The following is a 25,622-nucleotide window of genomic DNA, read 5'->3' on the forward strand; positions in this document are numbered from 1 at the left end:
AAGGCTTTCAATATTTTGTAAGCACTTAGATTTTAGTTTCTCTCTTATAGAATAGGTTTTGTAGCGTTTGAAAGTAGTTTCAGAAACGATTGCCATCCTTATTCATACTTAGCAAATAGCTTTTCCATCACTCCTACTTGTAAAAAAGCAAGAAGTCCAAAACCAAAGAGAATAAAAGCTGATCCTCCCAATAGAAGGGTAAAGGCTGATAGATATAGAATCATCAAAATCAAAAAGATAGTTGCGATCATCAAGATAAACCAAGGAGCGTTAAAACTAGCCAACATCAATCCTTTTTGAAGAATTTCTTTCCAAGATAGGTCATAACGTGCCGCGATAGGGTAACTAGCCAACATCACAATGGTAAGGAAAATCAGAATACCTAAACAAATAGCTTTCACTAATTGGAAGGGCAGAGCTGTTTGACCCCAGAAAAGATAGAGATCTGAAAGGGTAAGAAACACAATTCCTAACTCCATTAAACCAAGCTGAAGACCTAATTTCAGATTTTGCCTAAAAACTCTTAGATAGGTTCTAAAAACTGGAACACGTCTACTTTGCTTGACTTCAAACATCGTCTGATAGAGGCTTATTTTAGCCACCCCAATCGTTACGATTGGTAAACAAGTTACTACAAAGAGAAGATTGACTGTTACAATATCTAAAACCTTCTCACTAATTCGCATTAGAAAATTATCTGTATCAAATGCAGCCTTGATGAGACTTCTTCCTTTTTGTGACATGTTTGCTCCCCCTATAATTTAATTTATATCACTTGCTAAATCACTCCGATTTATCAATTGATAAGATTCAACTCTTAAACTCAATTTTCAAAAGTGTTCAATAGTACTCAATGAAAATCAAAGAGCAAACTAGAAAGCTAGCCGCGGGTTGCTCAAAGCACTGCTTTGAGGTTGTAGATAAGACTGACGAAGTCAGTCACATATATATTCCAAGGCGAAGCTGACGCGGTTTGAATTTGATTTTCGAAGAGTATAAGATAGTCATCAGATATCTCTGCTGATCATTCTAATCAATCAAAATTTTAAACAAATACTTGCGAACCTTCTCTTCCATACCTGCATAGCCATTTGGCTGATGTGGTTCTCCTGGGAAGAAAATCGCAAAATTGTGATAACCCAACAAGAGTGGGTAGTGTTCATGACAATGAACAAAGCCAATGTCACTCGCTTCGTCAAATGCTACTGCTTCATCTTTGATACGTGAACCGTAGCTCGAATATTCATGCCCTTCTACCAGCAAATGCAAATCTGCATAGTTCTTGTGATGTTCAAACTGGTCATTTTCAGCTTGATTGAGGACATTTTCCTGAACAACTAGAAAGACCTTGTCTCCATCAATCTCATACTTTCCTAACTCGAAAGAATCTTTACGATGTTGGTAGAGATAGTCGATAGCCTTATCTAAATTGGGATGAATCCCTTTGTAAAAGGTAATATTTTTCAAATCGTCAAAAATCATACTCTTTCCTTCGTTTCTGATAGTTAACTAAAAGCATTCTTAAGTTTATAAGTGTCTGACAAAATTTCATAAAGTAACTGCATACCCTCCATTTTGTAGACACTTATAACCTCTATATTCTCTAAATCTATAAAATATACTTCTATATCTTAATAGATTGATTTTCCTGTACTCAATGAAAATTGAAGAACAAACTAGGATGCTAACCGCAGGCAATACTTAAGTATGGCCAGGTGACGCTGACCTAGTTTGCATTCGATTTTCGCAGAGTATTATCCTTTGACCGCTCCCATAGTAATCCCTTGTGTGAAGGATTTTTGGAAGACTAGGAAGACTGTTACGATTGGAACAGCAGCAAGAGCAGCCCCTGCCATAATCAAACCATAGTTGGTTGCCATTTCAGCCTGCATGGTCGCAACCCCAAGTGAAATAGTCAAATTGTTACGTGAAGTCAACATTACCAACTGCATGAAGTAGTCGTTCCAAGTGTTGATGAAGGTGAAGATTGCAAGGGCTGCAAACCCTGGTTTCACAATCGGGAAGGCTACGCTCCAGAAGGTACGAATCTCACCACAACCGTCAATTTTAGCTGATTCAAGCAACTCTGTAGGGATATTTTCACTGAATTGTTTCATGAGGAAGACACCGAATGGCCATCCAATCAAAGGCAAGATAACTGCCCAAAGAGTGTCATGAATTCCCATGAAGTTGACGATACGTACCAATGGTACAAGGACAACTTGTTTTGGAAGCGCCATAGCAGCGATGAAGATAGCGAAGAGAATGCGTTGACCATAGAAACGTTTTTTAGCCAATACATAACCTGCTAGAGATGAGGTTGCACAAACTAAGAACATGGTTACCAATGAGATAAATACTGAGTTCCACATCCATTGCAAGGCAGGGTTCTGCACCATAAGTTGTTGGAAGTTTTCCATGGTTGGCATTTTAGGGAACCATTGTGGCGGAATCATAATGGTATCAGGTTGTGATTTGAATGCCCCTGTCAAAATCCAGTAGAATGGAAAGATGAACAGCACAGTCAACAAGAGCAAAATGATTGTTGAAATAACAGTAAAGGCTGTTAATGGTTTTTTTTCTGTAGATTGCATAGCTGTCTCCTTTCTTTAGTATTCTACGTCGTTTCCGAGCGCCTTAAATTGAACAAAGCTTACGATCGCAATCATGACTGCCAAGAAGACACCGATGGTGTTAGCATAACCGTATTCTGTCAATTGGAAGGCTTTTTCGTACAGGTAGTACATCAAGGTACTTGTAGAGTAGTTTGGCCCACCAGATGTCAACAATTGAATCAAGGCGAAAACTTGGAAGGAGTTGATGGTCGTGATGATTGCGATATAAAGAGTTGTTGGAAGAAGGCTTGGCCATTTAATCTTCCAGAAAACTTGAAATTCAGTTGCACCATCAACACGAGCTGCTTCAACCAATGAATTGTCAATATTCCCCATAGCTGCGATGTAGAGGATAATCGGTTGACCAACAGACGTTGTCAAGAGGATAATCATAATCGCCAGCAATGCCCAGTGCTTGTCGCCCAGCCATGAAATATTTTGTGTAATGATATGACTAGATTTCAAAACAAAGTTTAAGATACCTGATAGCGGATCATAAATCCATTTCCAAACAACTGTTACGGCAACACTACCTGTTACAACTGGAAGGAAGAAGACAAAACGGTAAAAGGATCTAGCAATAGCATTTTGATGGTAGGTCTGTGACGCTACAAAGAGCGAGAAGAGAACAACAATCGGTACAGAGCCAACAACCAAAATAACTGTGTTAATCAGAGATTTTGTAAAGACAGGATCTTTAAACATACGGACATAGTTATCTAAGCCCACAAATTCAAAACTAGTCATAGAGTAGTTAAAGAAACTTGTGATGAAGCCCATAATCATTGGTACTAAAACAAAGATAATAAAGAAGAACAACACTGGTGCTAGGAAAGCATAGGAAATCACTGTTTCCCTCATACGGATTTTATTGACTTTCACAGTCGGCACCTCTCTTTCAAATAGAATAATTTTTTGACTTTCTTGAACTGTTTTAAAATCAAAATGAAATTTTTTATGATTCGCTTATGTAAGAACTTCATTTTAATTTCGTGACAGTTCCTTACATTTTAAACAAAAGCCCCCCTTTTCTTACACTATCTGTGTAGAGGGAAAAGGGGGTATACACTCTTAGATTCTTTAAAAAACTACTTTTTATAGAATGACTAAGGACTATTGTTTCATAGCTTTTTTGATTGTTTCGTTCGCTTTTTCAGTGAAGGCTTTCAAAGCGTCCGCTGGTTTTTCGTCACCATTTGATACAGATTGCAACATTGGGAACCAAAGTGTTCTCATTTCAGCAAATCCATCAATAGTGTTGTAGTATGGTGAGTAGTATTGAGTCCAGCTGCTGATTGTTTCCATGCGTTTGTCTTCATAAAGTTTTCCAAATGAAGTACGGACTGGGAAAGCACCTGTACGAACTACGTCTTTTGGACCCCACTCTTTGTCATCTGCGATAAATTGAACAAATTTCTTAGATGCAGCGACTTTCTTGTCGTCTTTGTTGTTGAATACTGCAAATCCGTTTACAAGGTATTCAAGAGCTGGCTTACCTTCGTCTGATGGGAATGGTACTTCTACCACTTCTACCTTACTTGCTTCTAAAAGTTTAGCTTGGATACCATTTTGAGCTGGTGCCCAAAGGATTGTGTAAGATGTTTGACCGTTGGCAAAGTTTTGGATATCTGCCCCACCGTCAAATTGTGAACCATTATTGAGCAAATTGTCTTTAATCCAGCTAGTTGCTTTTTCAAGACCTTTGACGAATTTAGGATCATCAGTTGTATATTTGCTAACTTTTTCATCTGTTACAGAACCGCTATAAAGGTTAGAGATAAAGGCACGTGTTCCTTGGTCTCCCCCTTGACCAGAACTGAACAATGAACCTGGTGTGTAACCCTTGTCTTTGAGCGCTTTCAATACTTTTTCAAAATCATCAGTTGTCCAACCTTCTTTTACAAGGTTTGCAACTCCAGCATCTTCTAACATTTTCTTGTTCATTGCCATGTAGAATGGGGCAGAACTAATTGGATACATGTAAGCCTTGTCTCCAGCTTTACTTGCTTGTACGATGTTTTCATTGTTGACATCTTTAACAAATTCATCTGTGAAAAGGTCGTTCAACTCAGCCAATTTACCGTTTTTACCGTATTGGATGATACGTCCTGGTGCATCAAAGAGTACATCTGGAGCTGTTCCAGCTTCGATAGCTGTTGTGATTTTTTCAGGGCCTGACTTGAAGTCGATGGTTTCCAATTTCACTTTTACATCTGGATTTGCTTTTTCAAACGCTTCGATGATTGATTTTTCATAAGTTCCAACACCGTCACCAGTTTTTTCTTGGGTAAATACTGGGAATGCCCACCAAGTGATTTCTGTTTTGGCACCGTCACCACCTGATTTGCCAGCATCTTTACTTCCGCCAGAATTGCCACAAGCAGCAAGACCAAGAACCGCAGCACTCGCAAGTACTGTACAAGCTAATTTTCTAAATTTCATTTGTATTCTCCTATTTTATAAGCGTATCCAACTTGGATAATGAGTTCTTTATTTCTTGTATGCGATTTCATTTTATCCTACTCATCCACCACTCTCCTCTTTTTTCAGATTGTGTTATTTGAGACCAGCAACGAAGCGTTCTGTAATCTCTTTTGGTCTAGTAATAGCGCCACCAACAACGATGCCTCGCACTCCATATTCAAGGATTTGTTTGGCTTGTTCTGGTGTATGAATTTTCCCTTCTGCAATGACATCTACACCAGCATCGCAGAGTTTTTTGATGAGTTCAAAATCTGGACCGTCCACTTTTGGACTGTAGGATGTGTATCCTGACAAGGTTGTTCCGACAAAGTCAATTCCTGCTTCTACTGCTGCTAGTCCTTCTTCGAAAGTACTTGTATCAGCCATCAAGAGCTGGTTAGGATATTTCTCCTTAACCTGACGAATGAACTCTTGAATTTCCAAGCCATCGTAGCGTTCACGCTTGGTACAATCCAGAGCAATCACCTCGATGTCCAGTTCTGCCAATTCATCAACTTCTTTCATGGTAGCCGTGATGAAGGGTTCCTGAGGTGGATAATCTCGTTTGATTATCCCAATAATCGGAAGTTTGGTGACTTCCTTGATTTCCTTGATATCGCGAACACTATTGGCTCGGATACCGACTGCTCCACCTTGCTCAGCCGCTTTGACCAGCAAGGGAATCACCCCTCCCGCTTCTGTATAAAGCGGTTCATGAGGAAGGGCCTGACAAGAAACGATGATTCCATCTTTGATTTGCTCAATCAAGGCTTCTTTGCTAATCTGTGGCATCCTCTTTCCTCCTTTTCCTTTGTTTCTATGAGATTATTATACCTTAAAAATAAAACGCTTTCAAGAGTTTGTAGTAGAATAGATTTCAGTTTCAAAAACTAGCCAAGTCAAACAGCTCCTCTAAAAGTACTTTCAGAGGAGCAAGTCGACCTATAATAGGAGAATACCAAAATTTAGTTTACAATTTCTGACAATTTTACTTTGCGATCTTCAAACATAGACTGGGTACAAGCATCTGCAGTAGCAATTGCTTCTAGGGCAGCTTCACCTGTCAATAGTTTTGCAAATTCTTCTGATACTGGAGCTCCTTGCATAATCTCATGCAGATAGCGCATTTCTTTATCAATGACAGATGATAGCCATAATGGAGTACGTTTACCTGGTTTACCATAAGCAATTGCTCCATCCATCTCTGTACTATGATAGATACGAGTACGATCATCATCTTCTTCTTGTGATTCATGAATCAAGAAATAGCTTTCTTGCCCATCTAGCTTAAGAGTTCCTTTACAGTTGAATAAGTCTAAGCGGATAGCACCTTTGGTTCCTTGGATTAAGACATAATGTTCACCCCAACGATAAGCTGAACCCCATTCTAACAAGGCAAAACGCTTATTAGAAAATTCCATATTGACAAAAATCATATCATCTTCATCACCGAAATGTTCACCTTCATGGGCCACATTTCCACCTGTCATGGTTACAGTTTCAGGCATGCCACCCATAAGGAATTGAACACAATCCAACTCATGGATGTGGTGATACAAGTGACCACCTGATTTTTCACGAATTTTTTTCCATGATACTGACGGTTGTTGTTCTTCCCAACCATTACGAGCTGTGTGACAATATAGAACGTCTCCGATGACTCCTTGATTAATGAGTTCTTTTGCATGATGGACACCATTAAAGAAGTTCATAATATGTCCTGCCATAAAGGTTACATTGTTTTCTTTGCATGCATCTACCATCTCGCGGCAATCTTGATAAGAAAGCGCAATTGGTTTTTCACAGAAAACATTTTTACCATGTTGTGCAGCCTTAATAACCGGTTCCTTATGAAGATTATTTGGAGTTGCGACGATAACACAATCTACTTCATCGCTAGAAACCAACTCATCTAGGGAGCTTGCTACTTTTGCTCCCAATTCTTCTGCAACTGCCTCTGCATTATCTGGATCATAGAGAAGAGTAATCTCTGCTCCATCATTCTTTTGCATATAGCGAGCCAACTCAGCTCCAAAATACCCTGTTCCAACAACACCGTATTTAACCATGTTTTTTCTCCTTTATTATTGAATAAACTTTCTAATTTTAACTTATACTCTTCGAAAATCTCTTCAAACCGAGTCAACGTCGCTTCATCTACAGCCTCAAAAACATGTTTTGAGCTGACTTCATCAGCTTCATCTACAACCTCAAAAACGTGTTCTGAGCTGACTTCGTCAGTTTTATTTGCAACCTCAAAGCTGTACTTTGAGCAGCCTGCGGCTAGTTTGCTCTTTGATTTTCATTGAGTATTACTTCACAGATCCTTCTGACAATCCACTTGCAATCTTATTTTGGATGACAGAGAAGAAAATGATTGATGGAAGAACTACAATAACAGACGCTGCCATCATATCTCCCCAGTCTAGTATTTCTGAACCATTAAGTGAACGAAGGGCTACTGCTACTGTCATCTTTCCTGTATTGTTAATCAAAATCAAGGCATACAGGAATTCATTCCAAGCATTGATAAATGTATAAATAGCTGTTGCTACAATACCTGGTGCTACAATCGGTAGCACAACTTTATAAAACGTAACAAATTTATTTGCACCATCAATTCGAGCTGCTTCTTCAATTCCAATTGGAACTGTTTGGAAAAATCCAACTAAGAGCCAAACTGCATATGGAACACTAAAAGATAGATAAACCATCATCAAGCCAAATAAACTATTTGTTAACCCAACTTTAGCAATGGCAATTGAATAGGGAATTGCTAACAGAATTGGTGGGAAAATGTAGGTAATGACGAGTAATCTTGACATGATTGCTCCCAATTTAGGGAAGAATCGAACAATACCGTAGGCTGCCATAGCAGAAATAATAATCGCAATAAGGGTTGTAGCTAAGGCAATGATTAAACTATTTCGAATGTTATCAATAAAGTGCAAATCGTTGATAACATGTATAAAATAATCTAATGTAAACTGTTCAGGCCAAAATCGTGTTGGATACTGAGTCAATTCCCCTTTCCCCTTGACAGACGATATGATAATCCATACCAATGGGAAAATTGCAACAATAGTCGCACCAATCAAGAGTGCATGTGAGAGAATATCTAAATAAATACTGGATTTCTTCTTCATTATTTTCTACCCTCCTTTTCCCACTTACTGATGATAGCAAAGTAGATAAAGCAAATCGCCATCAAGAAGATAAAGAGCAACACTGTAACTGCTGAAGCACGACCCAACAATTTAGTGCCCCAACCCAGGTTGTAAGCAAAAATTGGAAGCGTCGTTGTAGCATTAGCCGGTCCACCACCCGTAATAAGGTAGATAATGTCAAAGTTATTAAAGATCCATACAGTTCTCAAAACAACTAGAAGCCCTACAACTACTTTAATATGTGGAAAGACGATAAACTTGAACACCTGCCAACTTGAAGCACCATCTATCTTAGCAGCCTCAAATTGTTCTTCTGGTACTGTTTGCAAAGCTGAAAGCACATTAACCATAATCATTGGTGCTCCAAACCAAATGTTGATAAACACCAAACATAGGAATGCCCATGTACTATCTGTCAAAAATGCAGGTGTATGTTCCATTAAACCTAATTTTACGATTAGATTAGGTAAGTAGCCATAAACCCCGTTTAGAATCCACTGCCAAGAGAAGGCAATAACGATGGTAGGAAATGCCCAAGGAACAATCAATAAGGTCCTATATAATTTCTTGAAGTGGCGTACTCTGTGAAGAGCTAAAGCCAATACAAACCCTACTAAAACTTGACCAACTAATGAGAAAATGGTCCACTTAATTGAATTAAAGAACGCATTAAAGAAGTTGGGATCTGATAGCACAGCTTTATAGTTAGCTAAACCAACAAATTTATAATTGGGCATAATCAAATGCTTATTGGTAAAGCTATAAAAAATACTCGAGAAAAACGGATAAACAAAGAGTAATCCTACGATAATCATAGCTGGCAAAACAAATATCCAGCGAGTTAAATTACGTTCTTTAACCATTCTCCTTCTCCCTTCTTTTACAAGATTGGGCTAGGGCTTTTCAGCTCACTAGCCCACCTATTTTCTAGTCTTTTACACCTACTGAACAGCCTCAAATAAATCGTTTAATTGTTTTTCTGCTTCTTTTGCAGCTTTCATAGGATCTGTTCCATTTGTAATGATATCTTGGAACATTTGTTCAATAATGTGTTGGTTAGTCAACATACCAGCTTGTACACTTGGTCCATTTTCATAACCAATAGCAGTACCTTTTTTAACAGCTTCAGTAATCACTTCTTCAGCATGTTTAAATTTCTTACGAGTTTCATTTTCTTTATAGGCTGCAGAATCGCTAATCCCCTTAATAGTTGGCAACATACCTACTGGAGTTGAATCAAGGAATTTAACGTAGTCTTCTTCATTATAAAGTGATTCTAAGAATGCTTTAGCAACTTCTGGATGTTTTGAATTTTTCCAAACAACCATTGGAATGTTTGAGGTCTCAATTCCTTGGTCTTTATCAGATTCTTTGATTTTTGGAATAGGATAAGCATCAATCGAATCAATCAATTGAGGACTGTTGGCATTGATTCCTCCGATATGGAAGCCAGAGTTAAAGTCAAATGCTGTTTTTCCTTGATAGAACAAGGTAGCTTGCTGAAGGACATTAAAGTTCAAAGAATCTTGAGGTGAGATTTCTTTATACAATTTAACCCAGTATTTAATACCATCTTGAGCAAGTTGACTTGTCAAGTCTGCTTTAAGATCTTTTGTTAAGAGGCTTCCTCCACCACTACGTACGTAGAAGTTCAAGAAACGTGTTGCCATTAAGTCATTTGTTCCAAACGGAACAGACAAGCCATAAACTCCAGCTTCTTTCAATTTTTTAGAAGCTTCATAGAGTTGATCCCAAGTTTTAGGAACCTCAATATTATGCTCTTTTAACAAATCTGTTCTAACCCACATGACTTGTGCATGTGAATAAAGAGGAACAGAGTAGTAATCATCTCCGATTTTTGCCTCATTTAAGGCAGTTTCGTTAAATTTATCCTGTCCAATACGCTTGATAGAATCGTTTAGCGGAACCAAAGCATCTGAGTTTACCATTTCCATTACTTGGTTAGGAAGAGCTGTACTGATATCTGGCACATTCCCATTTGCTAAACCTGTAGTCCATTTAGTATAGAAGTCATTCCAAGAGAATGTTTCAATCTTGATTTTCGTTTTTGGATGCTTTTGCATGAAAGCATCTGCTGATTTTTGAATACTTTCTAAACGCGGTCCTTGAGTAAAGGAGTGCCACATTGTAATCTCACCAGATAATTCTGTCGGTGGTTCAGTACTAGTTGTAGCTTCTTTCTTTCCTGAACAAGCTACCAAGGCAACAGCTGCTAGCGCAACTCCAGCTAGACATAAAAACTTTCTCATTTTTTTCATCGTTCTTCCCTTTCTACATTAAGAAATCGCAACTTTAAAGACAACTTTTTTCACAGGTTCATCATTTATACGAACCTTGGGTTGATGTAAATCTTCTGGAAAAGTGATGAGGCATTCGCCAGCTCTCAAATGAACCAACTGTTCCACTTTCCCTGTGTATAATTCAATATCTTTCTCTTCATCATATCCTTGGGTAACGCTTACATTTTCCGGCGACGTAACAGCCATGGCTTCTTCGTTTTCCAAAACTAAATGAATATCCAAATATTTTTGGTGGGTTTCAAAGAAAGCCCCTGCTTGACCATCTGCTAGATAAGTAAAGCAATTCCCAAACAATCGATCACCATCGATAGCAATCGAACCTTCTGTTAAATTTTCTAGTCCTGTTTTTTCTAGAAAATCTATCAATGTTGCAAAATGTGGATTTACTCCCACATAAGTTCCTAAACGGCTAATTTTTGTAATAATCATCTCTTCTAACCTCCTTTCTCAATCTATTTCTCCTATCCAAGTTCCCCATTCTTCTGTCTAGCATTTTCTACTAGAAGGACATAAAAACACAACACTCTCTAGCCTATACTCTTTGAAAATCTCTTCAAACCACAGTCGCTTCACCTTGGATTATATAGGTCAGTCTTATCTACAACCTCAAAGCGGTGTTTTGGGCAATCTGCTACTAGCTTGCTAGTTTCTTCTTTGATTTTCATTCAGTATCTCCTCAATCTTCACAAGGAGGTCTGATTTTTCTAGCGACAAACAGAACAAATAACTTAGTTCAATGAACTACCTTCCTTATAGATGAAATTGATATTTATGAAGAAAGTCGCCCTTTATTTTTTGCAAAAGATACTAGTATGAATCTATTTGGGGAATTGAATTTATAAGCTGCTCACTTATACTCTTCGAAAATCAAATTCAAACTGCGTCAACGTCGCCTTGCCGTACTCAAGTACAGCCTGCGGCTAGTTTCCTAGTTTGCTCTTTGATTTTCATTGAGTATTAGTTTTTCTAAAATAATTCTAATCTATTATTCTAGCACTAATAGACTCTTTGGCTAAATCTCCTTTCTAAATATCGTTTCACCAAGAACTTTTTAAGAGAGAAATACTCTAAATTAGTTTTGTTACCGTTTTCAATTAGAGTATACTTTTTTTTTTTAGTATTTCAAGCCTTTTTCTAATTTGGAATTTAGTTTCAAATCTTTTTAACTATATCAACTACATTAAAAGTACTTTCAAAAATAAGTAGGTCTCTTACAAGACCTGTTTCGAGTGGATAAGATAAGAAACAAGAAAGTCAATTTTAGGAGAAAACAAGCTTAATAGTCGCATGATATAATGCAATGATGTAAAAATCGAATAAATTGATTGGCAAATTCAAACCAATTTCTAATAATGATTTAAGAATTGTAGTGTCCTAATATAGATTCAATGCACTATAAAACGCATAGTATCAAGCTTGTTCAACACCTGATACTATGCGTGTTTGTGATTTTTAAGATTTTGTGCCTAGAGTTTTTTAATTCCAAGAATGCCATCTTAACCAGATGGTTTTCTTGTCTATTATTGCTGATCTTACAACAACGCCTCAAACTCAGATACTGACATACCCAACTGCTGACTGGCAACCTCGGAAGTCAGAAGTCCTTGGCGAACCATATCCAGAAAGGCAAAAAGTTTTCCACGTTCAAGTCCTTCTGCCCGACCTCTCTCCAACCCTTTTTCTTCAGCTTGTTCCAAGGCATAGTCCTGTGCTAACAATGCCTGTTCTTCGCGCATACGTAGTTGACTAAACATTTTCCTGTCCTCCTCGGACCAGCTCTTGTAGTCCAGCAGTTGGTCTGCTTGGCTGATGGCTCGCTCGGGTTCTTGGGTAAAGGGTTTGTTGCCGAAAAACTCCAACCACGGCTTGCGAACCTCGTCTTTGCTGGTTTCTCTGTATTTTTTTAATTCCAAGAATGCCATCTTGACCAGATGGTTTTCTTGTCCATTGTTTGTGATGGTTAAAACCTCACCTGTCGTATCCTCTCGCATGCTAAAGCTATGAAAAGCTAGGTCATCTGAGAAATAATTGCTGTCCACAATTGCAATGGCGTAAACAGGAGCGATATACTTGTAACTCTGGTGGGTGTCACCTTCACGTTGGCGAATTTTTTCGAGGTTTTGATTGAGCTGACTGCACAAATAAGCCCACAGGCGATTGATGAAAAAATTCTGATGATGTACCTGAATCTCAATGATTACTTGTGTCCCATTGTCTAACTCTGCCAATACGTCTATACTGGTATAGAAATCTTGGGCTGAATAAGGCATGGAAGGCAAGACGTGAATATTGCTTCCCTCTAAAATGGTCACATTTTTGGCTGGCAAGTCCAACATATCGCGAATAAATTGACAAGTGATTTCTGGATTGCTGAAGATTTTCTTAGCTACCAAGTCATTGGTTGGGCTGATACCCGGATGTCTGAGAATCATCCATTCCCTCCTTCTATTATACCATATTTTAAAATCTAATTTTGCTAGATTCTATGGTTCTATCTATTTATTCGGAAAAGAAGTGAGAAAGTTAAAAACTATTGACCCTAATCACTTGCAAAGAGATATATCTTGCTCGCATTATTTATTAAAAGCTATATTTTACAAAAAAGATTACAAAATCAACCATTTTAGAAAATCCTTACCACTTTCTAGACTATGAATTCTAGTGTTTTTATACTCCTAGCTTTCTCGTCAATATGCCATAAAGCAAGTTCAGTTGATCCATTCCCCGTACTCGTTCACTCTATAGCCGTCTGGTGTTAGCGATACGAAATTTTCCTAAACCTTTTAAATATAAAAAACATCTTTTTCCTCACTTTAGTTTCTAATACTTATTTATCCAGATATAATAGCTTACAATCTTTTAAAATCTTCAAATAAGTTATGATTGTTCCATACTCTTCAAACCATGTCATCTTCGTCTTGCCGTATGTATATGTTACTGACTTCGTCAGTTCTATCTGCAACCTCAAAACGGTATTTTGAGCTGACTTCGTCAGTCTCATCTACAACCTCAAAACGGTGTTTTGAGCAGGCTACGGCTAACTTCCTAATTTTCTCTTTGATTTTTTGAGTATAAGGACATGTTGGATTCTATGTGCTGTATTGTCAACAATACACTCTTCTTGTATATCTACCAACATGATCTACAGAATTTTATTTTACTATAATTTTACCTATATTCCAAGACAAGAAATAAAATAATCAAGAACAAAAACGCATATAACCAATAACTAGCTATATGCATTTTAACACTTAAAGCGAACTGTTAAGTTGCGACCATTAGTATCCAGTCAGAAATATACAGTTTATTTACGACTAGCAAGTCATTTACTCGGCAATAAGAGCTCATCTAAATTGATTTTTTCTTAGAGTAGAAATTTCTACTAAAACTATCTAAATAAACTTTTAATCTCTATGACGGACAAAACGTGTCTCAGTTATTCATCAACATCCAAGGTTCTAGTAGTTGACCCACTCCCCATTGGAGTTAACTTTATAACCATCCACTATGGTATTAACAGCTAATCTTCCGCTTTCATTGACATAGTACCATTTGTCTCCAACTTGGAACCATTGATTTACCTTCATTGCACCAGATGATTCCTGATAGTACCAATGGTCTCCATCTTTTATCCAACCAGTCGCCATTGAACCGTTAGAATGGAGATAGTACCACACACCACTGGATTCAACCCAGCCAGTAGACATTGCTCCACTCTCACTCAAATAATACCATTGGTTACCATCTTTCACCCAACCAGTTGCCATCGCACCAGTAGAACTCAAGTAGTACCATTTACCCGCTTCCTGATGCCAGCCTTTCACCACTTCACCAGCAGATGTATAAAAATACCACGCACCATTTTCTTGCTTCCAACCAGTCGTTACTGGAACTTTAGTCTCAGTTTTAAGAGGAGTTAAAGTAACATCTCCTACATAAGATTGGAGGTAACGAGGAGCAAAATAAGTAAGAGGAGAGTTTGCTACCATTCTGCCTGAAGGCTCCATAGACACTTGATTCTTCTCTGACTTCCTTTCTGTCATCTCCTCAGATACATCTTCTCTTACTGTATTCATGGTATCGACAGGATTTTCTTTCGCATCTTCAGGAATTCTACTACCAGCTAGTGTAACTGGTAAATCATGCATACTGTCAATTCTACCGACCAGTAGACCTGTAATTTCTTGACCTGCATCTTCTTTATTGAAGGTAAAAAGTAGAGTTTTTTGATCTGCCTGGGTCAAGAAGGTAGCTTTGTGTCCATTCGCTAAAGTCAAAGTCGGAATAGAATTCACTAGTACCTCAGAATCAAATTGTATCGCTAAGATACCTTGTTCTGCATCCTCTTCTTCTGTTTCCAATTTACGAACTTCCCTGATAGTTACACTTGTTGGATATACCGGATCTTTTGTTAAAAATTCCCAGTTAAATTTTCTAAATGATAGGGTATAGGCATTTTGTCCTTTTTCAGTATGTTCATACAAGATACCATACTCACCGTTTCCTAATTCTTGAAGCGAATTATAGGCAAACTCTCCTTTTTGAATTGATCTATGATGTAACCAAGTCAAGTCTCCGTTGTCCTCTACACGAGCCAAATGAGCCATTCCATTCGTCCGTTTAGGTCCTCCTGAATTGGTTAAAATGATGTATTCTTTTCCTTCGTGCATGGTGTGAATAGCAGCCATTTGGACATAAACATCTTTAACCTGATTGTATCTCTTGATTTCCTTGTCCCAAGTTTGCCCACCATCTTTACTTGTGGCAACCTGTAAATCACCCGTTAATCCTCTCATAAAGAGTTTCACATCACCATTATTTAACTGTACAGCAACTGACTCTGTATTTTGGGCAGGACTATTATTCATAGTTGAGGAATGAATTTTCCTTCTGCCTACTGTCCTATCATCATTAACAGCAGCTCCAGCCTGCCATGTTTCTCCATGGTCATCTGAATAAATCAAACGAGAAGACTGAGATCCGCTTAGATGGGAGATAGCGTTGGTGGTATAAGTAGGAACTAGGATACGACCCTTGTGCTCTCCTGTTCTAAGCACAATTCCTGTACCTGGACCTGTTCCTAAAAATTTCATCCAATCTTGGCGAATTGATGGTGTAATATCTCTTGGTTTCGACCAAGTTTTCCCATCATCATCACTATAGGAAAGCCACAAATAGCTCGTATAGGCTACACGAAATGGATTTTTAGCAGATTGAGCAAAGTAGATATTCCCAAGAAGCTCTTCTCCTTTATAGAGGTCACCCTTATCTCTGTAGGCTTCTTCTTTTGGATCCACTACAACGCGATAATCTGTTTTTTGATTATTTGCATCATATACTTCTCCGTTTTCTCGAACAGTATATGCTTGATTTTCCCCTTGTTTATATAGTAATTGATAGTGCTTGTCTCCAACTTGTTGATAAGCTTTTTGAGGTTTGTTTGGCATTCCAAAGACAGCTCGACCCTCTGGAAACATATCGTAGATTGAAAAAATTCTCTTTGTGGTATGATCTTGAACCAAGACCATATCGATATTAAGTGGAGATGGTGCCTGCGGATCTTTTGCTTCTGGATTGTCTCGCAGGTTGGTCAAGGTTAAGGTTGGCTGCCAAGTAGTTCCCCCATCCTCACTTCTCCTAACGACCATAGCAATATCTCCCCAATCAGAATGGTGGAGACGACGCTGATCTGCTCCTGCCAGTAATGTTCCTTTATCCGTACGTAGCAAAGCTGGAATCCGATAACTCTTAATTCCTTCACTATTTGGCTTATCATTGACACCACTCATAAACAACTCTTGCTTCTCTGTCAAGACTGCCCCTTCAGCAAGTGACGGCTCAATATCTGTTACATCAAATAACTGGCTACGTTTTTTGACTTCCTCTGGAGTTAGAGCACGATTGTATACAGTCAGATTACGAATAGAAAGATCTGAGCCCCACTTCAGTTCTCCTGCTCTATTAGTTGCACCTAACTGGAGTTTATCCACATCTGGCATGTCTGCCAGGAATTTTCCTGACTTTTTATTCGTACGAGATAATACACCATTCACATAAAGACGAACCTGACCATTTGGACTATCCTTTCTTGGTCTTTCAACAGTAAAAGTAACCGAATTATACTTGCCTGGTCTAATCTTCAAAGGCGCATCTGTATAACTTCCATAAAATTGACTACCATCAGCTCCACGTCCCTCTATCAAAGCTGTCCCATTATTGATTGCCATTGTAAAGTACTCATTTACTTTAGTTGTACTAGAAGCAGAAAAGAGATTGTAAAAACTAGGACCATCAGCAGCCGGTTTGAACTCCACATGAACAGTTGCATTTTGGAGTCCCTTTACTTTCTCCAACTCATCAGACAAGTCTACTCTTTTTTCGTTTGAATCATTCGTCTCTAAGTCATCTTTTTCTATCACTGTTTCGACATTTTCTAAATCTCGTGCATAGTAATCTCTTGGAATTTTTTCTTCTTGCTTGTCTTCATGTTCTTGCTCATTGCCAGAAAGTTCAGTCTCTGAAACAGACTCTACATGCTCTGCAGGAAGAGTTATATTTTCTCCTTCCTCAGAAGGCTGGCTCTTTTCTGTATCAGTTAGGGTTGAGCTCTCCGAAAGTTGAGTTTCATTTGCCAGAGGTTGCTCACTTGCCCCTTCTTGAGCTAAAACAGGAGACGTTCCAAATACCACTGCTCCTACAATCATAGAAACCGCTCCTACCGATAGTTTCCTAATGCTATAACGACACTTACGTTCTTGAACACTCCGATTCATACTGATCCTCTCTATATCTATATCCCGATTTCTGAAATAAGACATTTACTCCAGAAAATACACTTAGTTTGTCTTTTCTTAACTTTCTTTTACTACAGTTCATTTAAATGACAAAAATGAACTAAACAAACTATCTCAAATCGGTGTCAATTTTCCCCTCTCCTTTCTCCAATCAGACTCCTGCCAATCTAGTTTATCTATCAGGACACCGCTGCAATTAAACTAAAATATCTCTTTATAAGCAAATTATTGGACATCGGCTTATGCTATTTACACCATACTTTCTGCTCAATCCTTATCGAACACTTTTTCAAATAGCTTTTCATAAGCATAAATACTTGTAGAAATAATGGGAAATATAATCAAGCTCACAATCAGAATCTTATCCAGCTTAAAGGGGACAATCCCAAATAAGTGAAGAAATAAATCAATTAGAAAACTGTCGAAAAAAACTGTCAAAAGTAGTTCAACTTGTCTTTTTCTCTGCTTTTTTGTCTTGAATGCCTTAAATATCATATTATTCCCCTTTTCTAAGCTTCAATCCCTTCTCTCTATCTGTCATTTCGCATAGCTACTACTATTTTTACAGCAATCTATCTTTAAATATACATAAAGATAAGATTCTATCACTTTTTATAAGTGTTAGCAAATTTATTATACCTCATTTTTAAAACGCTTTCAATACAGTGTAGTATAATAGATTTTAGTTTCAAGAAACTCTTTTATATAATAATCTCCTTGAAAGTAGTTTCAGCTGAACATTTATAGTCCATAAAAAGAAAACAGAGATTCATCTGTTTTTATACTCAATGAAAATCAAAGACCAAACTAAGAAGCTAGCCGTAGCCTGCTCAAAACACCGTTTTGAGGCTGTATATGAAACTGACGAAGCCAGCTCAAAACACTGTTTTGAGGTTACAGATAGAACTGACGAAGTCAGTAACATATACATATGTCAAGCCGAAGATGGCCTGGTTTGAAGAGATTTTTGGAAAGTATTAACACCTACAGACAAGCCTGACGATAGCAAGAACTACCCTACTCGATAGGTATCGGCTTTTGCTTTCTGAAAAAAATTATTTTAAGCAATTTGACAAAGCTAGCAACAAAAAATTCTATAAATATTTCCACAATAAAACGCATAGTATCAAGCTTGTTCAACACCTGATACTATGCGTGTTTGTATTTTTTAAGATTTTGTGCTTAGAGTCGACTCCTTATTTTAGATATTTAAAAGAAATCTCACTTCCACAGAGCCAATTGTAGACTTGGTCGTTAACAAATACATTCATGGCTTCGTGAGCATACTCGGGCATGATGCGATAGGCCTTATCGCAAGTCAGACGGTTATAAATCGCAAACTGGGTAATAGGATAACAAACATCGTCGTCCAAGCCCGTAATCATCTTAACCTCACCCTTGATACGATGGGCAAGATTTTTCACATCGATATAGGCAAGGGTCGCCATGATTTCCTCCTCTGTTTCATGAAAAGGATCGTAGAACTTGAAATATCTAAAAAGTTCGTCATAGGCTTCGCTGGTATTGCCAATTTCAAGCACTCGTCTGAAGTCTGACAAGAAAGGATAGATGGCAACAGTTTTCTCAATTCTAGGATTGAGCGCTGCTGCAACCAAAGCTAGAGCACCACCTTGAGAGGCACCATAGCTGGAAAGACGCTTCTCATCTACCTCAGGCAGATTAGCAATAATTTCAACCAACTGGTAAATATCCAGATAAACATCCTTATAAAAGAGGTGATCCCGACCTTCCACAGCACCACGGATAATATGTCCCTTAACCGTATTTCCTAGAGGAGAACGCAAACCGTCTTGCGAATAACCTGACTGGCCCCGCACATCCATTGAAACAACACCGTAACCAGCTACGGTGAAAGCTAGCATGTCGGTCCAGTCCCAGCCACGTCCCATATAACCATGGAAATGGAAAATCATTGGAACTTTATCCTCACTTTTTGGAAGGACGACACGTGCATAGACCTTACCTTCATTGGTTCCTTCAAATGTCAACTCATAGCACTTGACTTGAGGTATGTGAAAATCTCTTTCCTCCAACTGGTAGGCTGGAAGCGTGGAAACTTTTTTCACTTCCGCATCCCAGAAAGCATCAAAGTCCTCTGGAACCTCATCCCTTCCTAGATAAGTCTTCATTTCTTCTAACAAAGTTGGATTTTTCATAGCATGCTCCTTTTATTTTGTAATCGTTACCACAACTGTAGCATATCTATGTAATCAATGCAAGAAAGAAGGATAATACTCTTCGAAAATCTCTTCAAACCACGTCAACGTCGCCTTGGATTATATATGTAACTGACTTCGTCAGTCTTATCTACAACCTCAAAGCAGTGCTTTGAGCAACCTACGGCTAGTTTCCTAGTTTGCTCTTTGATTTTCATTGAGTATAAATAGAAAGTGAATTTAGCTTTTCTTCCTTCAAGCCTATTGACTGAAAGTAGTTTTAGAAACGAAAAAAGAGCATTTCGCTCTCTCTTCTGTTTATACTAGTTTTTTGCTTCTTTCTTTTGGAAAGTGGTTTGGTAATTTACTTTAATCGTTACTCTCATGTGAGAGTCCTCGTTTCTTTTTGATGACTCTAGTATAAGGGGCAAACCTGAAAGCTAGCTTAAGTTTTCCTTAGAGAAAGCTTAATCTAAATGTTCTTTCTTCTCCAAATGAAGGGCAATCATGCGCCACTCCGGATCCTCTTGCCAAGCTTCTATCGAACTAATGTAGCTAGCAACCTTTCTTGCTTCCTCTAAAATCGGAAAATCCTCGATAATATCAGCCACTTGAAACTCTGGGAGACCTGACTGTCTGGTTCCAAAAATCTCACCAGAACCACGCATTTTCAAATCTTCCTCCGCAAGGACAAAACCATTGGTGGTTTCTGTCATGATGCGCATGCGGTCTTTCCCAGAATCAGTCTTAGGATTGGCAACGAGAACAGCATAGGACTGCTTGTCTCCCCGACCGACACGACCTCTAAGCTGGTGAAGCTGACTGAGACCGAAGCGATCCGCATCCATGATGATCATGACAGTCGCATTGGGAACATTAACCCCAACCTCGATAACCGTTGTTGAAACCAGAATATCTGTTTTTCTCTCCTTGAAATCCTGCATGATCTGGTCTTTTTCGTCACTCTTCATCTTACCATGTAGAAGAGCCACTTCTGCCTTGCCTGCAAAATGAGCCGTCAGCTCTTCTGATAAGGCAATGGCATTTTTCAAGTCCAGAGCTTCTGATTCTTCAATCAAAGGAGAGATGACATAGGCTTGAGAACCTTTTTGGATTTCCCCCTCTAACCAAGTCAAAACCTGAGCTAGTTGCTCATGTTTGATCCAGCGCGTCACAATAGGCTTCCGACCTGCTGGCATCTGGTCGATAATGGAAACATCCATATCTCCAAAGGCTGTGATGGCAAGCGTCCGTGGAATAGGAGTCGCTGTCATCATGAGAACATCTGGATTGTCTCCTTTTTCCCTTAGAATACGCCTTTGCCCCACACCAAAACGGTGCTGCTCATCGATAATAATCAAACCAAGGCGATTATAATCCACCCCATCCTGAATCAGAGCGTGGGTTCCGATAATCAAATCAGCCTCACCCTTGGCAATAGTCTCTAAAACTTCTCTTTTTTCTGAAACTTTTAAGGAACCTGTCAAAAGAGCTACTTTTAGGTCTGGGAAGAGACTCTGTAGACTCTCAAAGTGTTGCTCTGCGAGGATTTCTGTTGGTACCATGAGGGCTGCCTGATAGCCAGCTGTCACCGCCGCAAACATGGCCAAGCCAGCGACGACTGTTTTTCCACTCCCCACATCTCCTTGCAAGAGACGATTCATGTGATGGTCGGACTTCATATCAGTTAAAATTTCCTGTAAACTCTTTTCCTGAGCTTGGGTCAGAGCAAAAGGTAGACTTTCTTTAACAGCCGACACTTTTTCCTGAGACCACTCCAGAACCAGACCGCTTCCCTGAACTCTATTTTTAGACTTGAGCGTCTGCAATTGCATTTGGAAATAAAAGAGTTCCTCAAATTTGATACGGCGAAGGGCCTGCTTGTATTCCGCCAAATCCTTTGGAAAATGCATAGCTCGGACAGCCTGACAACGGGACATGAGTTTGTATTTGTCCAGCAAAGACTGGGGAAGATTTTCTTCTATCAAGAGGTCCAGTCCCTGATCAAAGGCTGTCTTAATGACCTTTACCAGACTGGCTTGACTGATTCCCTGAGCCAGACGATAGACAGGTTGGAGGTCATCTTCCACCTGAGCCAAAACCTTCATCCCTGTCAGACTAGCCTTGGCGCGGTCCCATTTTCCAAAGACAGCAAGGGTTGCTCCCAACTCTATCTTGTCAGCCAGATAGGGCTGATTAAAGAAATTCACCGCAAAAACGACTTCTCCCTGCTTGAGGCTAAAGCGCAGGCGATTACGCTTGAAACCATAATACTGGACACTGGCAGGAGTCACAACTTGACCAGATAGGACTGCCTTCTCCCCGTCTTCCAGCTCCAGCACTTGCTTGGTTTTGAAGTCTTCATAACGGAAAGGAAAGTAGAGCAAGAGGTCTTGCAAATTTTCAATTCCTAGTTTGGCGTATTTTTCTGCTGACTTTGGTCCCACACCAGGTAAGACATGCAAGGGTTGATGTAGATTCATGCTCCACTCCTTTCTTTTCTAATCATATTCTCTCGGAATGCGGTCGCTGAGAAGACAAACCACCTCGTAGTTAATAGTCCCACGGTAGGTCGCTACCTGAGTAGCTGTAATTTCCTTGCTTCCGTCGGAGCCAATCAAGATTACCTTGGTTCCAAGTGGATAAAGCTTAGGCAGACGAATAGTGATTTGGTCCATCGAAACCCGCCCAACGATTGAGCAAGCTTGCCCATCTACCAAGACAGTGAAATTCTGCATATCTCGTGTCCAACCATCCGCATAGCCGATTGGCACGGTCGCGATGACTTGCTCACTGTCCGCCTGATAGGTGGCTCCGTAGCCCATACAAGCTCCAGCTGGAACTGTCTTGACGTGAACCAGAGCAGATTCCAAGGTCAAGGCCGGAGTCAAGTCATAAGGCAAGTCCAAGACCGCTCCGCTAGGATTGAGACCATACATGGCATCTCCCATACGAACTGCATTGAAAATAGTCTCTGCATGCCAAAGAGTCGTTGCAGAATTGCTAGCATGAACCAAGTCTGGAAGACCTTTCATACTGGCCAAAATATCTTTAAACCGTTCTAACTGGGCATTAAAGTAGTCATCTGATTTCTCGTCTGCAGTAGCAAAGTGGGTAAAGATCCCTTCAACACGAGCGCCGTGTTGTTGGAGTAAGTCTTGAGCCTGCTCAGCCTCACGACCCTCTCTAAAACCAATCCGTCCCATTCCTGAATCAATCTTGAGGTGAACTGTCAAACCAGATAAATCTACTTCCTTATCTAAGAGTGCTTGAATCCACTCCAGTCCAGCCACTGTCAAGGTGATGTCATATTCTTTAGCTAGAGTAACAGCTTCGATTTCAGACACTCCTAAAATAAGGATTGGCTTGCTGAGTCCAGACTGTCTGAGTTCAATGGCCTCATCAATATTGGAAACGCAAAAGCCATCAACATCATCTTGAATTGCCTTGGCAACGGCAACAGCCCCATGCCCATAGGCATTGGCTTTGACCACTGCCCACTTGAGTGTCCCCTCAGGGATATGAGCCTCCATTTGCTGAATATTGTGTCGAATAGCTCCCAGATGAATCAGAGCCTTGGTTGGTCTATGTGGACTAGCTTTCATGATTTTCCTCCAAAATGACACTGGCTGTCACAAACTGATCGGTATGGCTAATAGACAGCCAAATCTTTCCTGAAAATGGTGCCTGACTAAAATAAGGCGCCCCGCGTTCATTATTCAAGACTTCCAAATCCTGAAAACCGAGCTTGCCAATACCCGTTCCCAGAGCCTTGGAAAAGGCCTCCTTAGCCGACCAGCGACCAGCCAAATATTCGATTCGCCTGCGCCCTTTAAGACTGTTAAACCGTTCCATTTCCTTAGCGGTCAGCACGCGCTTGGCAAAACCTTCATGTCGTGTAACTGCGCTTTCTATCGAAGCCAATTCTTCGATGTCAATTCCGTGTCCAACTATCATTCTCATCAAAAGGAGTTGAGATTCCCCAACTCCATCCTTTTCACTTATTTTGTTAAGGTAGCATAGATTTCTTCTACCAAGGTCTCTGTATTTTCCCAACCTAGGCAAGGGTCAGTAATAGAGCAACCAAAGACCTCTGGTTGATTTTGACGACCATCTGCTAGATAGGATTCAATCATAAAGCCTCGAACCGTCTTTTTGATTTTCTCGTTCCAATCACGATTTTGCAAGGTCTGGCGGACAATTCGAATCTGTTCCATATATTGCTTTCCTGAGTTATCATGGTTGGTATCAATGAGGATAAAGGGATTTTCAAGTCCCATGGCTTCATAGCGCTCAATAGCATTTAGCAGGGTTTCATAGTAAAAGTTAGGCTCATTTTTCCCATATTCATTAACTGCTCCACGGAGGATGACGTGGGCCAAGGGATTTCCTGAAGTTTCAACTTCTTGACCATGGAAGAGGAAGGTTTGTTTGTTTTGAGCGGCATAGATACCGTTAAACATTACTCCAAGATTTCCTGAAGTTGGATTTTTCATCCCGACCGGTGCATCAATCCCTGAGGCCACAAAGCGGTGCTCTTGGTCTTCCACAGAACGAGCTCCAACAGCATGGTAGCTGACCAAATCATCTACCAAGACCAGATTTGATGGATAAAGCATCTCGTCTGCCGTTGTCAAACCAGTCTCTGTAATCACGCGGTAGTGCAACTGACGAACAGCCTGCAAACCATTAATCAGGCTTGGAGCCTTAGAGGTATCTGGTTGGTGAACCAAGCCTTTATAGCCGTCTCCGTTGGTACGAGGTTTAGCTGTATAAACACGCATGACTATGAAAATCTTGTCCGCCACCTTCTTTTGCAAGGCGGATAAACGGTGAGCGTATTCCAAGACAGCCTCTTCATTATCAGAAGAGCAAGGACCAATCACCAAAAGGATCCGGTCATCTTCTCCTGAAATGATGTCTGCCAATTCTCTATCACGACGCTCCTTTAGTCGCAAGGCTTCCGCAGACAATTGAGTTTCTGCCTTGATTGCTTCAATATCTATTTCTTGACCTTTTTCAATAAATGCCATCTTATTCTCCTAGCGTTTGGTAGATTTCTCTGACGAGGGCTTCCGTATTTTCCCAGCCAAGGCAAGGGTCTGTGATAGACTTGCCAAATACTTCTGGCTCATTTTGTCGACCATCTTCCAGATAAGACTCAATCATAAAACCACGAACGAACTGCTTGATTTTTTCATTCCAAGCACGATTAATCAAGGTCTGGCGGACAATTCGGATTTGTTCCATATACTGCTTACCAGAATTGTCATGATTGGTATCAATGATGATAAAAGGATTTTCCAAGCCCATTTTCTCATACTGGGCAATGGTGTCAATTAAATTGTCATAATAGTAGTTGGGAATATTTTTTCCATACTCATTAAGAGCACCACGAAGAATGGCATGCGAAAGCGGGTTCCCAGTTGTTTCCACTTCTTTTCCTAGGAAAAGGAAACTTTGCTTGTTTTGAGCAGCATAAATCCCATTAAACATGACATTGAGATTTCCAGATGTTGGATTTTTAAAACCAGTCGCAAAATCTGCTCCACTTGCCACAAAGCGGTGTTGCTGGTCTTCAACTGAACGGGCACCAACTGCCATGTAAGAAATCAAATCATCCACAAGCGGAAGATTTTCAGGATAAAGCATTTCATCAGCTGTTGTCATACCAGTTTCCGTGATAACACGATAATGAAGATGACGAACGGCTTTGATTCCATTGATGAGGCTTGGCGCCTCTGTCGCGTTAGGCTGGTGAATCAAGCCCTTGTAGCCATCTCCGTTGGTACGCGGTTTAGCAGTGTAAACACGCATAACCATAAAGATACGGTCTGCCACTTCTTCTTGTAGGACTGCCAAACGCTTAGCGTATTCAAGGACAGCTTCTTCATTATCAGATGAGCATGGCCCGATTACCAAGAGAATCCGCTGGTCTTCTCCACGTATAATGGCTTCTAGCTCTTGATCGCGCTGTGATTTTCTCTCCAAAGCTTGGCCTTCTAATTTTGATAAGGCACGAACTTCTTCAATATTAATTTTAGGACTTTTTGCTGTAAATACCATAACTCATCTCCTTATAAAG

Annotated in this window: 21 protein-coding genes; 1 reads left to right on the forward strand and 20 read right to left on the reverse strand. The window is 39.7% G+C overall.

Annotated elements, in window-relative coordinates; genetic code table 11:
• Positions 1-98: 98 nt before the first annotated feature.
• The 14 genes from OC530_RS06460 to OC530_RS06525 form a co-directional block, all read right to left on the reverse strand.
• Positions 99-743, reverse strand: a complete 645-nt coding sequence (locus OC530_RS06460; RefSeq protein ID WP_262080676.1) for a YesL family protein — start codon at positions 741-743, stop codon at positions 99-101.
• Between the two features lie 286 nt (positions 744-1,029).
• Entirely contained in the window at positions 1,030-1,482 is a 453-nt protein-coding gene (locus tag OC530_RS06465; RefSeq protein WP_000575448.1) for a YhcH/YjgK/YiaL family protein, read from the reverse strand.
• Between the two features lie 272 nt (positions 1,483-1,754).
• On the reverse strand, positions 1,755-2,594 hold the full coding sequence (locus tag OC530_RS06470) for a carbohydrate ABC transporter permease (protein ID WP_001192006.1): 840 nt from the start codon (positions 2,592-2,594) through the stop codon (positions 1,755-1,757).
• A 15-nt stretch (positions 2,595-2,609) separates the two neighbouring features.
• A complete protein-coding gene (locus tag OC530_RS06475; RefSeq protein ID WP_162278974.1) occupies positions 2,610-3,476 on the reverse strand; it encodes a carbohydrate ABC transporter permease in 867 nt (288 codons plus the stop codon).
• 252 nt (positions 3,477-3,728) lie between these two features.
• Positions 3,729-5,057: an ABC transporter substrate-binding protein gene (locus tag OC530_RS06480; RefSeq protein WP_173249590.1), complete on the reverse strand. Its 1,329-nt coding sequence runs from the start codon at positions 5,055-5,057 to the stop codon at positions 3,729-3,731.
• Positions 5,058-5,171: 114 nt separating this feature from the next.
• The gene (locus OC530_RS06485; protein WP_001135655.1) at positions 5,172-5,870 is read right to left on the reverse strand and encodes an N-acetylmannosamine-6-phosphate 2-epimerase; all 699 of its coding nucleotides are present in this window, start codon (positions 5,868-5,870) and stop codon (positions 5,172-5,174) included.
• A gap of 173 nt (positions 5,871-6,043) precedes the next feature.
• Entirely contained in the window at positions 6,044-7,147 is a 1,104-nt protein-coding gene (locus OC530_RS06490; RefSeq protein ID WP_050261684.1) for a Gfo/Idh/MocA family protein, read from the reverse strand.
• Between the two features lie 243 nt (positions 7,148-7,390).
• Complete coding sequence (locus tag OC530_RS06495; protein ID WP_023935698.1) at positions 7,391-8,224, reverse strand: carbohydrate ABC transporter permease; 834 nt, start codon at positions 8,222-8,224, stop codon at positions 7,391-7,393.
• The gene (locus OC530_RS06500; RefSeq protein WP_000237984.1) at positions 8,224-9,108 is read right to left on the reverse strand and encodes a carbohydrate ABC transporter permease; all 885 of its coding nucleotides are present in this window, start codon (positions 9,106-9,108) and stop codon (positions 8,224-8,226) included. Before OC530_RS06500 ends, OC530_RS06495 begins: the two co-directional genes overlap by 1 nt.
• Positions 9,109-9,186: 78 nt before the next feature.
• Positions 9,187-10,524, reverse strand: coding sequence for a sugar ABC transporter substrate-binding protein (locus OC530_RS06505; protein ID WP_196311814.1), 1,338 nt, complete (start codon positions 10,522-10,524; stop codon positions 9,187-9,189).
• A gap of 18 nt (positions 10,525-10,542) precedes the next feature.
• A complete protein-coding gene (locus OC530_RS06510; protein WP_262080685.1) occupies positions 10,543-10,995 on the reverse strand; it encodes a YhcH/YjgK/YiaL family protein in 453 nt (150 codons plus the stop codon).
• 1,103 nt (positions 10,996-12,098) lie between these two features.
• Positions 12,099-12,998 carry an Rpn family recombination-promoting nuclease/putative transposase gene (locus OC530_RS06515; RefSeq protein ID WP_262080687.1) on the reverse strand — a complete coding sequence of 300 codons (900 nt, stop codon included), beginning with the start codon at positions 12,996-12,998 and terminating at the stop codon, positions 12,099-12,101.
• A 1,026-nt stretch (positions 12,999-14,024) separates the two neighbouring features.
• Positions 14,025-17,339, reverse strand: a complete 3,315-nt coding sequence (locus tag OC530_RS06520; protein WP_262080689.1) for a sialidase domain-containing protein — start codon at positions 17,337-17,339, stop codon at positions 14,025-14,027.
• A gap of 288 nt (positions 17,340-17,627) precedes the next feature.
• Positions 17,628-17,855 (reverse strand): hypothetical protein, encoded by a 228-nt coding sequence (locus OC530_RS06525; protein WP_000576349.1) that lies wholly within the window; start codon positions 17,853-17,855, stop codon positions 17,628-17,630.
• Between the two features lie 293 nt (positions 17,856-18,148).
• Here OC530_RS06525 and OC530_RS06530 point away from each other — a divergent pair, with 293 nt between their 5' ends.
• Entirely contained in the window at positions 18,149-18,319 is a 171-nt protein-coding gene (locus OC530_RS06530) for a hypothetical protein (RefSeq protein WP_218756972.1), read from the forward strand.
• A 237-nt stretch (positions 18,320-18,556) separates the two neighbouring features.
• Here OC530_RS06530 and OC530_RS06535 read toward each other — a convergent pair whose 3' ends face one another.
• The 6 genes from OC530_RS06535 to OC530_RS06560 form a co-directional block, all read right to left on the reverse strand.
• Positions 18,557-19,537: an acetylxylan esterase gene (locus OC530_RS06535; RefSeq protein WP_262080697.1), complete on the reverse strand. Its 981-nt coding sequence runs from the start codon at positions 19,535-19,537 to the stop codon at positions 18,557-18,559.
• A 467-nt stretch (positions 19,538-20,004) separates the two neighbouring features.
• Positions 20,005-22,020, reverse strand: coding sequence for an ATP-dependent DNA helicase RecG (gene recG / locus OC530_RS06540; protein WP_262080699.1), 2,016 nt, complete (start codon positions 22,018-22,020; stop codon positions 20,005-20,007).
• 18 nt (positions 22,021-22,038) lie between these two features.
• Positions 22,039-23,142, reverse strand: a complete 1,104-nt coding sequence (gene alr / locus OC530_RS06545; protein ID WP_262080700.1) for an alanine racemase — start codon at positions 23,140-23,142, stop codon at positions 22,039-22,041.
• Positions 23,132-23,494: a holo-ACP synthase gene (gene acpS / locus OC530_RS06550; RefSeq protein WP_000635004.1), complete on the reverse strand. Its 363-nt coding sequence runs from the start codon at positions 23,492-23,494 to the stop codon at positions 23,132-23,134. The genes alr and acpS overlap by 11 nt, the downstream gene beginning before the upstream one ends.
• 44 nt (positions 23,495-23,538) lie before the next feature.
• The gene (locus OC530_RS06555; RefSeq protein ID WP_262080701.1) at positions 23,539-24,570 is read right to left on the reverse strand and encodes a 3-deoxy-7-phosphoheptulonate synthase; all 1,032 of its coding nucleotides are present in this window, start codon (positions 24,568-24,570) and stop codon (positions 23,539-23,541) included.
• 1 nt (position 24,571) lies between these two features.
• The gene (locus OC530_RS06560) at positions 24,572-25,603 is read right to left on the reverse strand and encodes a 3-deoxy-7-phosphoheptulonate synthase (RefSeq protein WP_000232192.1); all 1,032 of its coding nucleotides are present in this window, start codon (positions 25,601-25,603) and stop codon (positions 24,572-24,574) included.
• Positions 25,604-25,622 lie beyond the last annotated feature (19 nt).

This window comes from Streptococcus sp. Marseille-Q5619 (assembly GCF_946901205.1).
Taxonomy (GTDB): Bacteria; Bacillota; Bacilli; order Lactobacillales; family Streptococcaceae; genus Streptococcus.

Bases quoted from the DNA above. Each gene is read 5' to 3' on its own strand.
- OC530_RS06535 (WP_262080697.1), bottom strand. From the start codon at position 19,537: ATGAAAAATCCAACTTTGTTAGAAGAAATGAAGACTTATCTAGGAAGG.
- OC530_RS06560 (WP_000232192.1), bottom strand. From the start codon at position 25,603: ATGGTATTTACAGCAAAAAGTCCTAAAATTAATATTGAAGAAGTTCGT.
- OC530_RS06525 (WP_000576349.1), bottom strand. From the start codon at position 17,855: ATGATATTTAAGGCATTCAAGACAAAAAAGCAGAGAAAAAGACAAGTT.
- OC530_RS06485 (WP_001135655.1), bottom strand. From the start codon at position 5,870: ATGCCACAGATTAGCAAAGAAGCCTTGATTGAGCAAATCAAAGATGGA.
- OC530_RS06465 (WP_000575448.1), bottom strand. From the start codon at position 1,482: ATGATTTTTGACGATTTGAAAAATATTACCTTTTACAAAGGGATTCAT.
- OC530_RS06555 (WP_262080701.1), bottom strand. From the start codon at position 24,570: ATGGCATTTATTGAAAAAGGTCAAGAAATAGATATTGAAGCAATCAAG.
- OC530_RS06500 (WP_000237984.1), bottom strand. From the start codon at position 9,108: ATGGTTAAAGAACGTAATTTAACTCGCTGGATATTTGTTTTGCCAGCT.
- OC530_RS06480 (WP_173249590.1), bottom strand. From the start codon at position 5,057: ATGAAATTTAGAAAATTAGCTTGTACAGTACTTGCGAGTGCTGCGGTT.
- OC530_RS06510 (WP_262080685.1), bottom strand. From the start codon at position 10,995: ATGATTATTACAAAAATTAGCCGTTTAGGAACTTATGTGGGAGTAAAT.
- OC530_RS06460 (WP_262080676.1), bottom strand. From the start codon at position 743: ATGTCACAAAAAGGAAGAAGTCTCATCAAGGCTGCATTTGATACAGAT.
- recG (WP_262080699.1), bottom strand. From the start codon at position 22,020: ATGAATCTACATCAACCCTTGCATGTCTTACCTGGTGTGGGACCAAAG.
- OC530_RS06470 (WP_001192006.1), bottom strand. From the start codon at position 2,594: ATGCAATCTACAGAAAAAAAACCATTAACAGCCTTTACTGTTATTTCA.
- OC530_RS06515 (WP_262080687.1), bottom strand. From the start codon at position 12,998: ATGATTCTCAGACATCCGGGTATCAGCCCAACCAATGACTTGGTAGCT.
- OC530_RS06520 (WP_262080689.1), bottom strand. From the start codon at position 17,339: ATGAATCGGAGTGTTCAAGAACGTAAGTGTCGTTATAGCATTAGGAAA.
- OC530_RS06505 (WP_196311814.1), bottom strand. From the start codon at position 10,524: ATGAAAAAAATGAGAAAGTTTTTATGTCTAGCTGGAGTTGCGCTAGCA.
- OC530_RS06495 (WP_023935698.1), bottom strand. From the start codon at position 8,224: ATGAAGAAGAAATCCAGTATTTATTTAGATATTCTCTCACATGCACTC.
- acpS (WP_000635004.1), bottom strand. From the start codon at position 23,494: ATGATAGTTGGACACGGAATTGACATCGAAGAATTGGCTTCGATAGAA.
- OC530_RS06475 (WP_162278974.1), bottom strand. From the start codon at position 3,476: ATGAGGGAAACAGTGATTTCCTATGCTTTCCTAGCACCAGTGTTGTTC.
- alr (WP_262080700.1), bottom strand. From the start codon at position 23,142: ATGAAAGCTAGTCCACATAGACCAACCAAGGCTCTGATTCATCTGGGA.
- OC530_RS06490 (WP_050261684.1), bottom strand. From the start codon at position 7,147: ATGGTTAAATACGGTGTTGTTGGAACAGGGTATTTTGGAGCTGAGTTG.
- OC530_RS06530 (WP_218756972.1), top strand. From the start codon at position 18,149: ATGAAAATCAAAGACCAAACTAAGAAGCTAGCCGTAGCCTGCTCAAAA.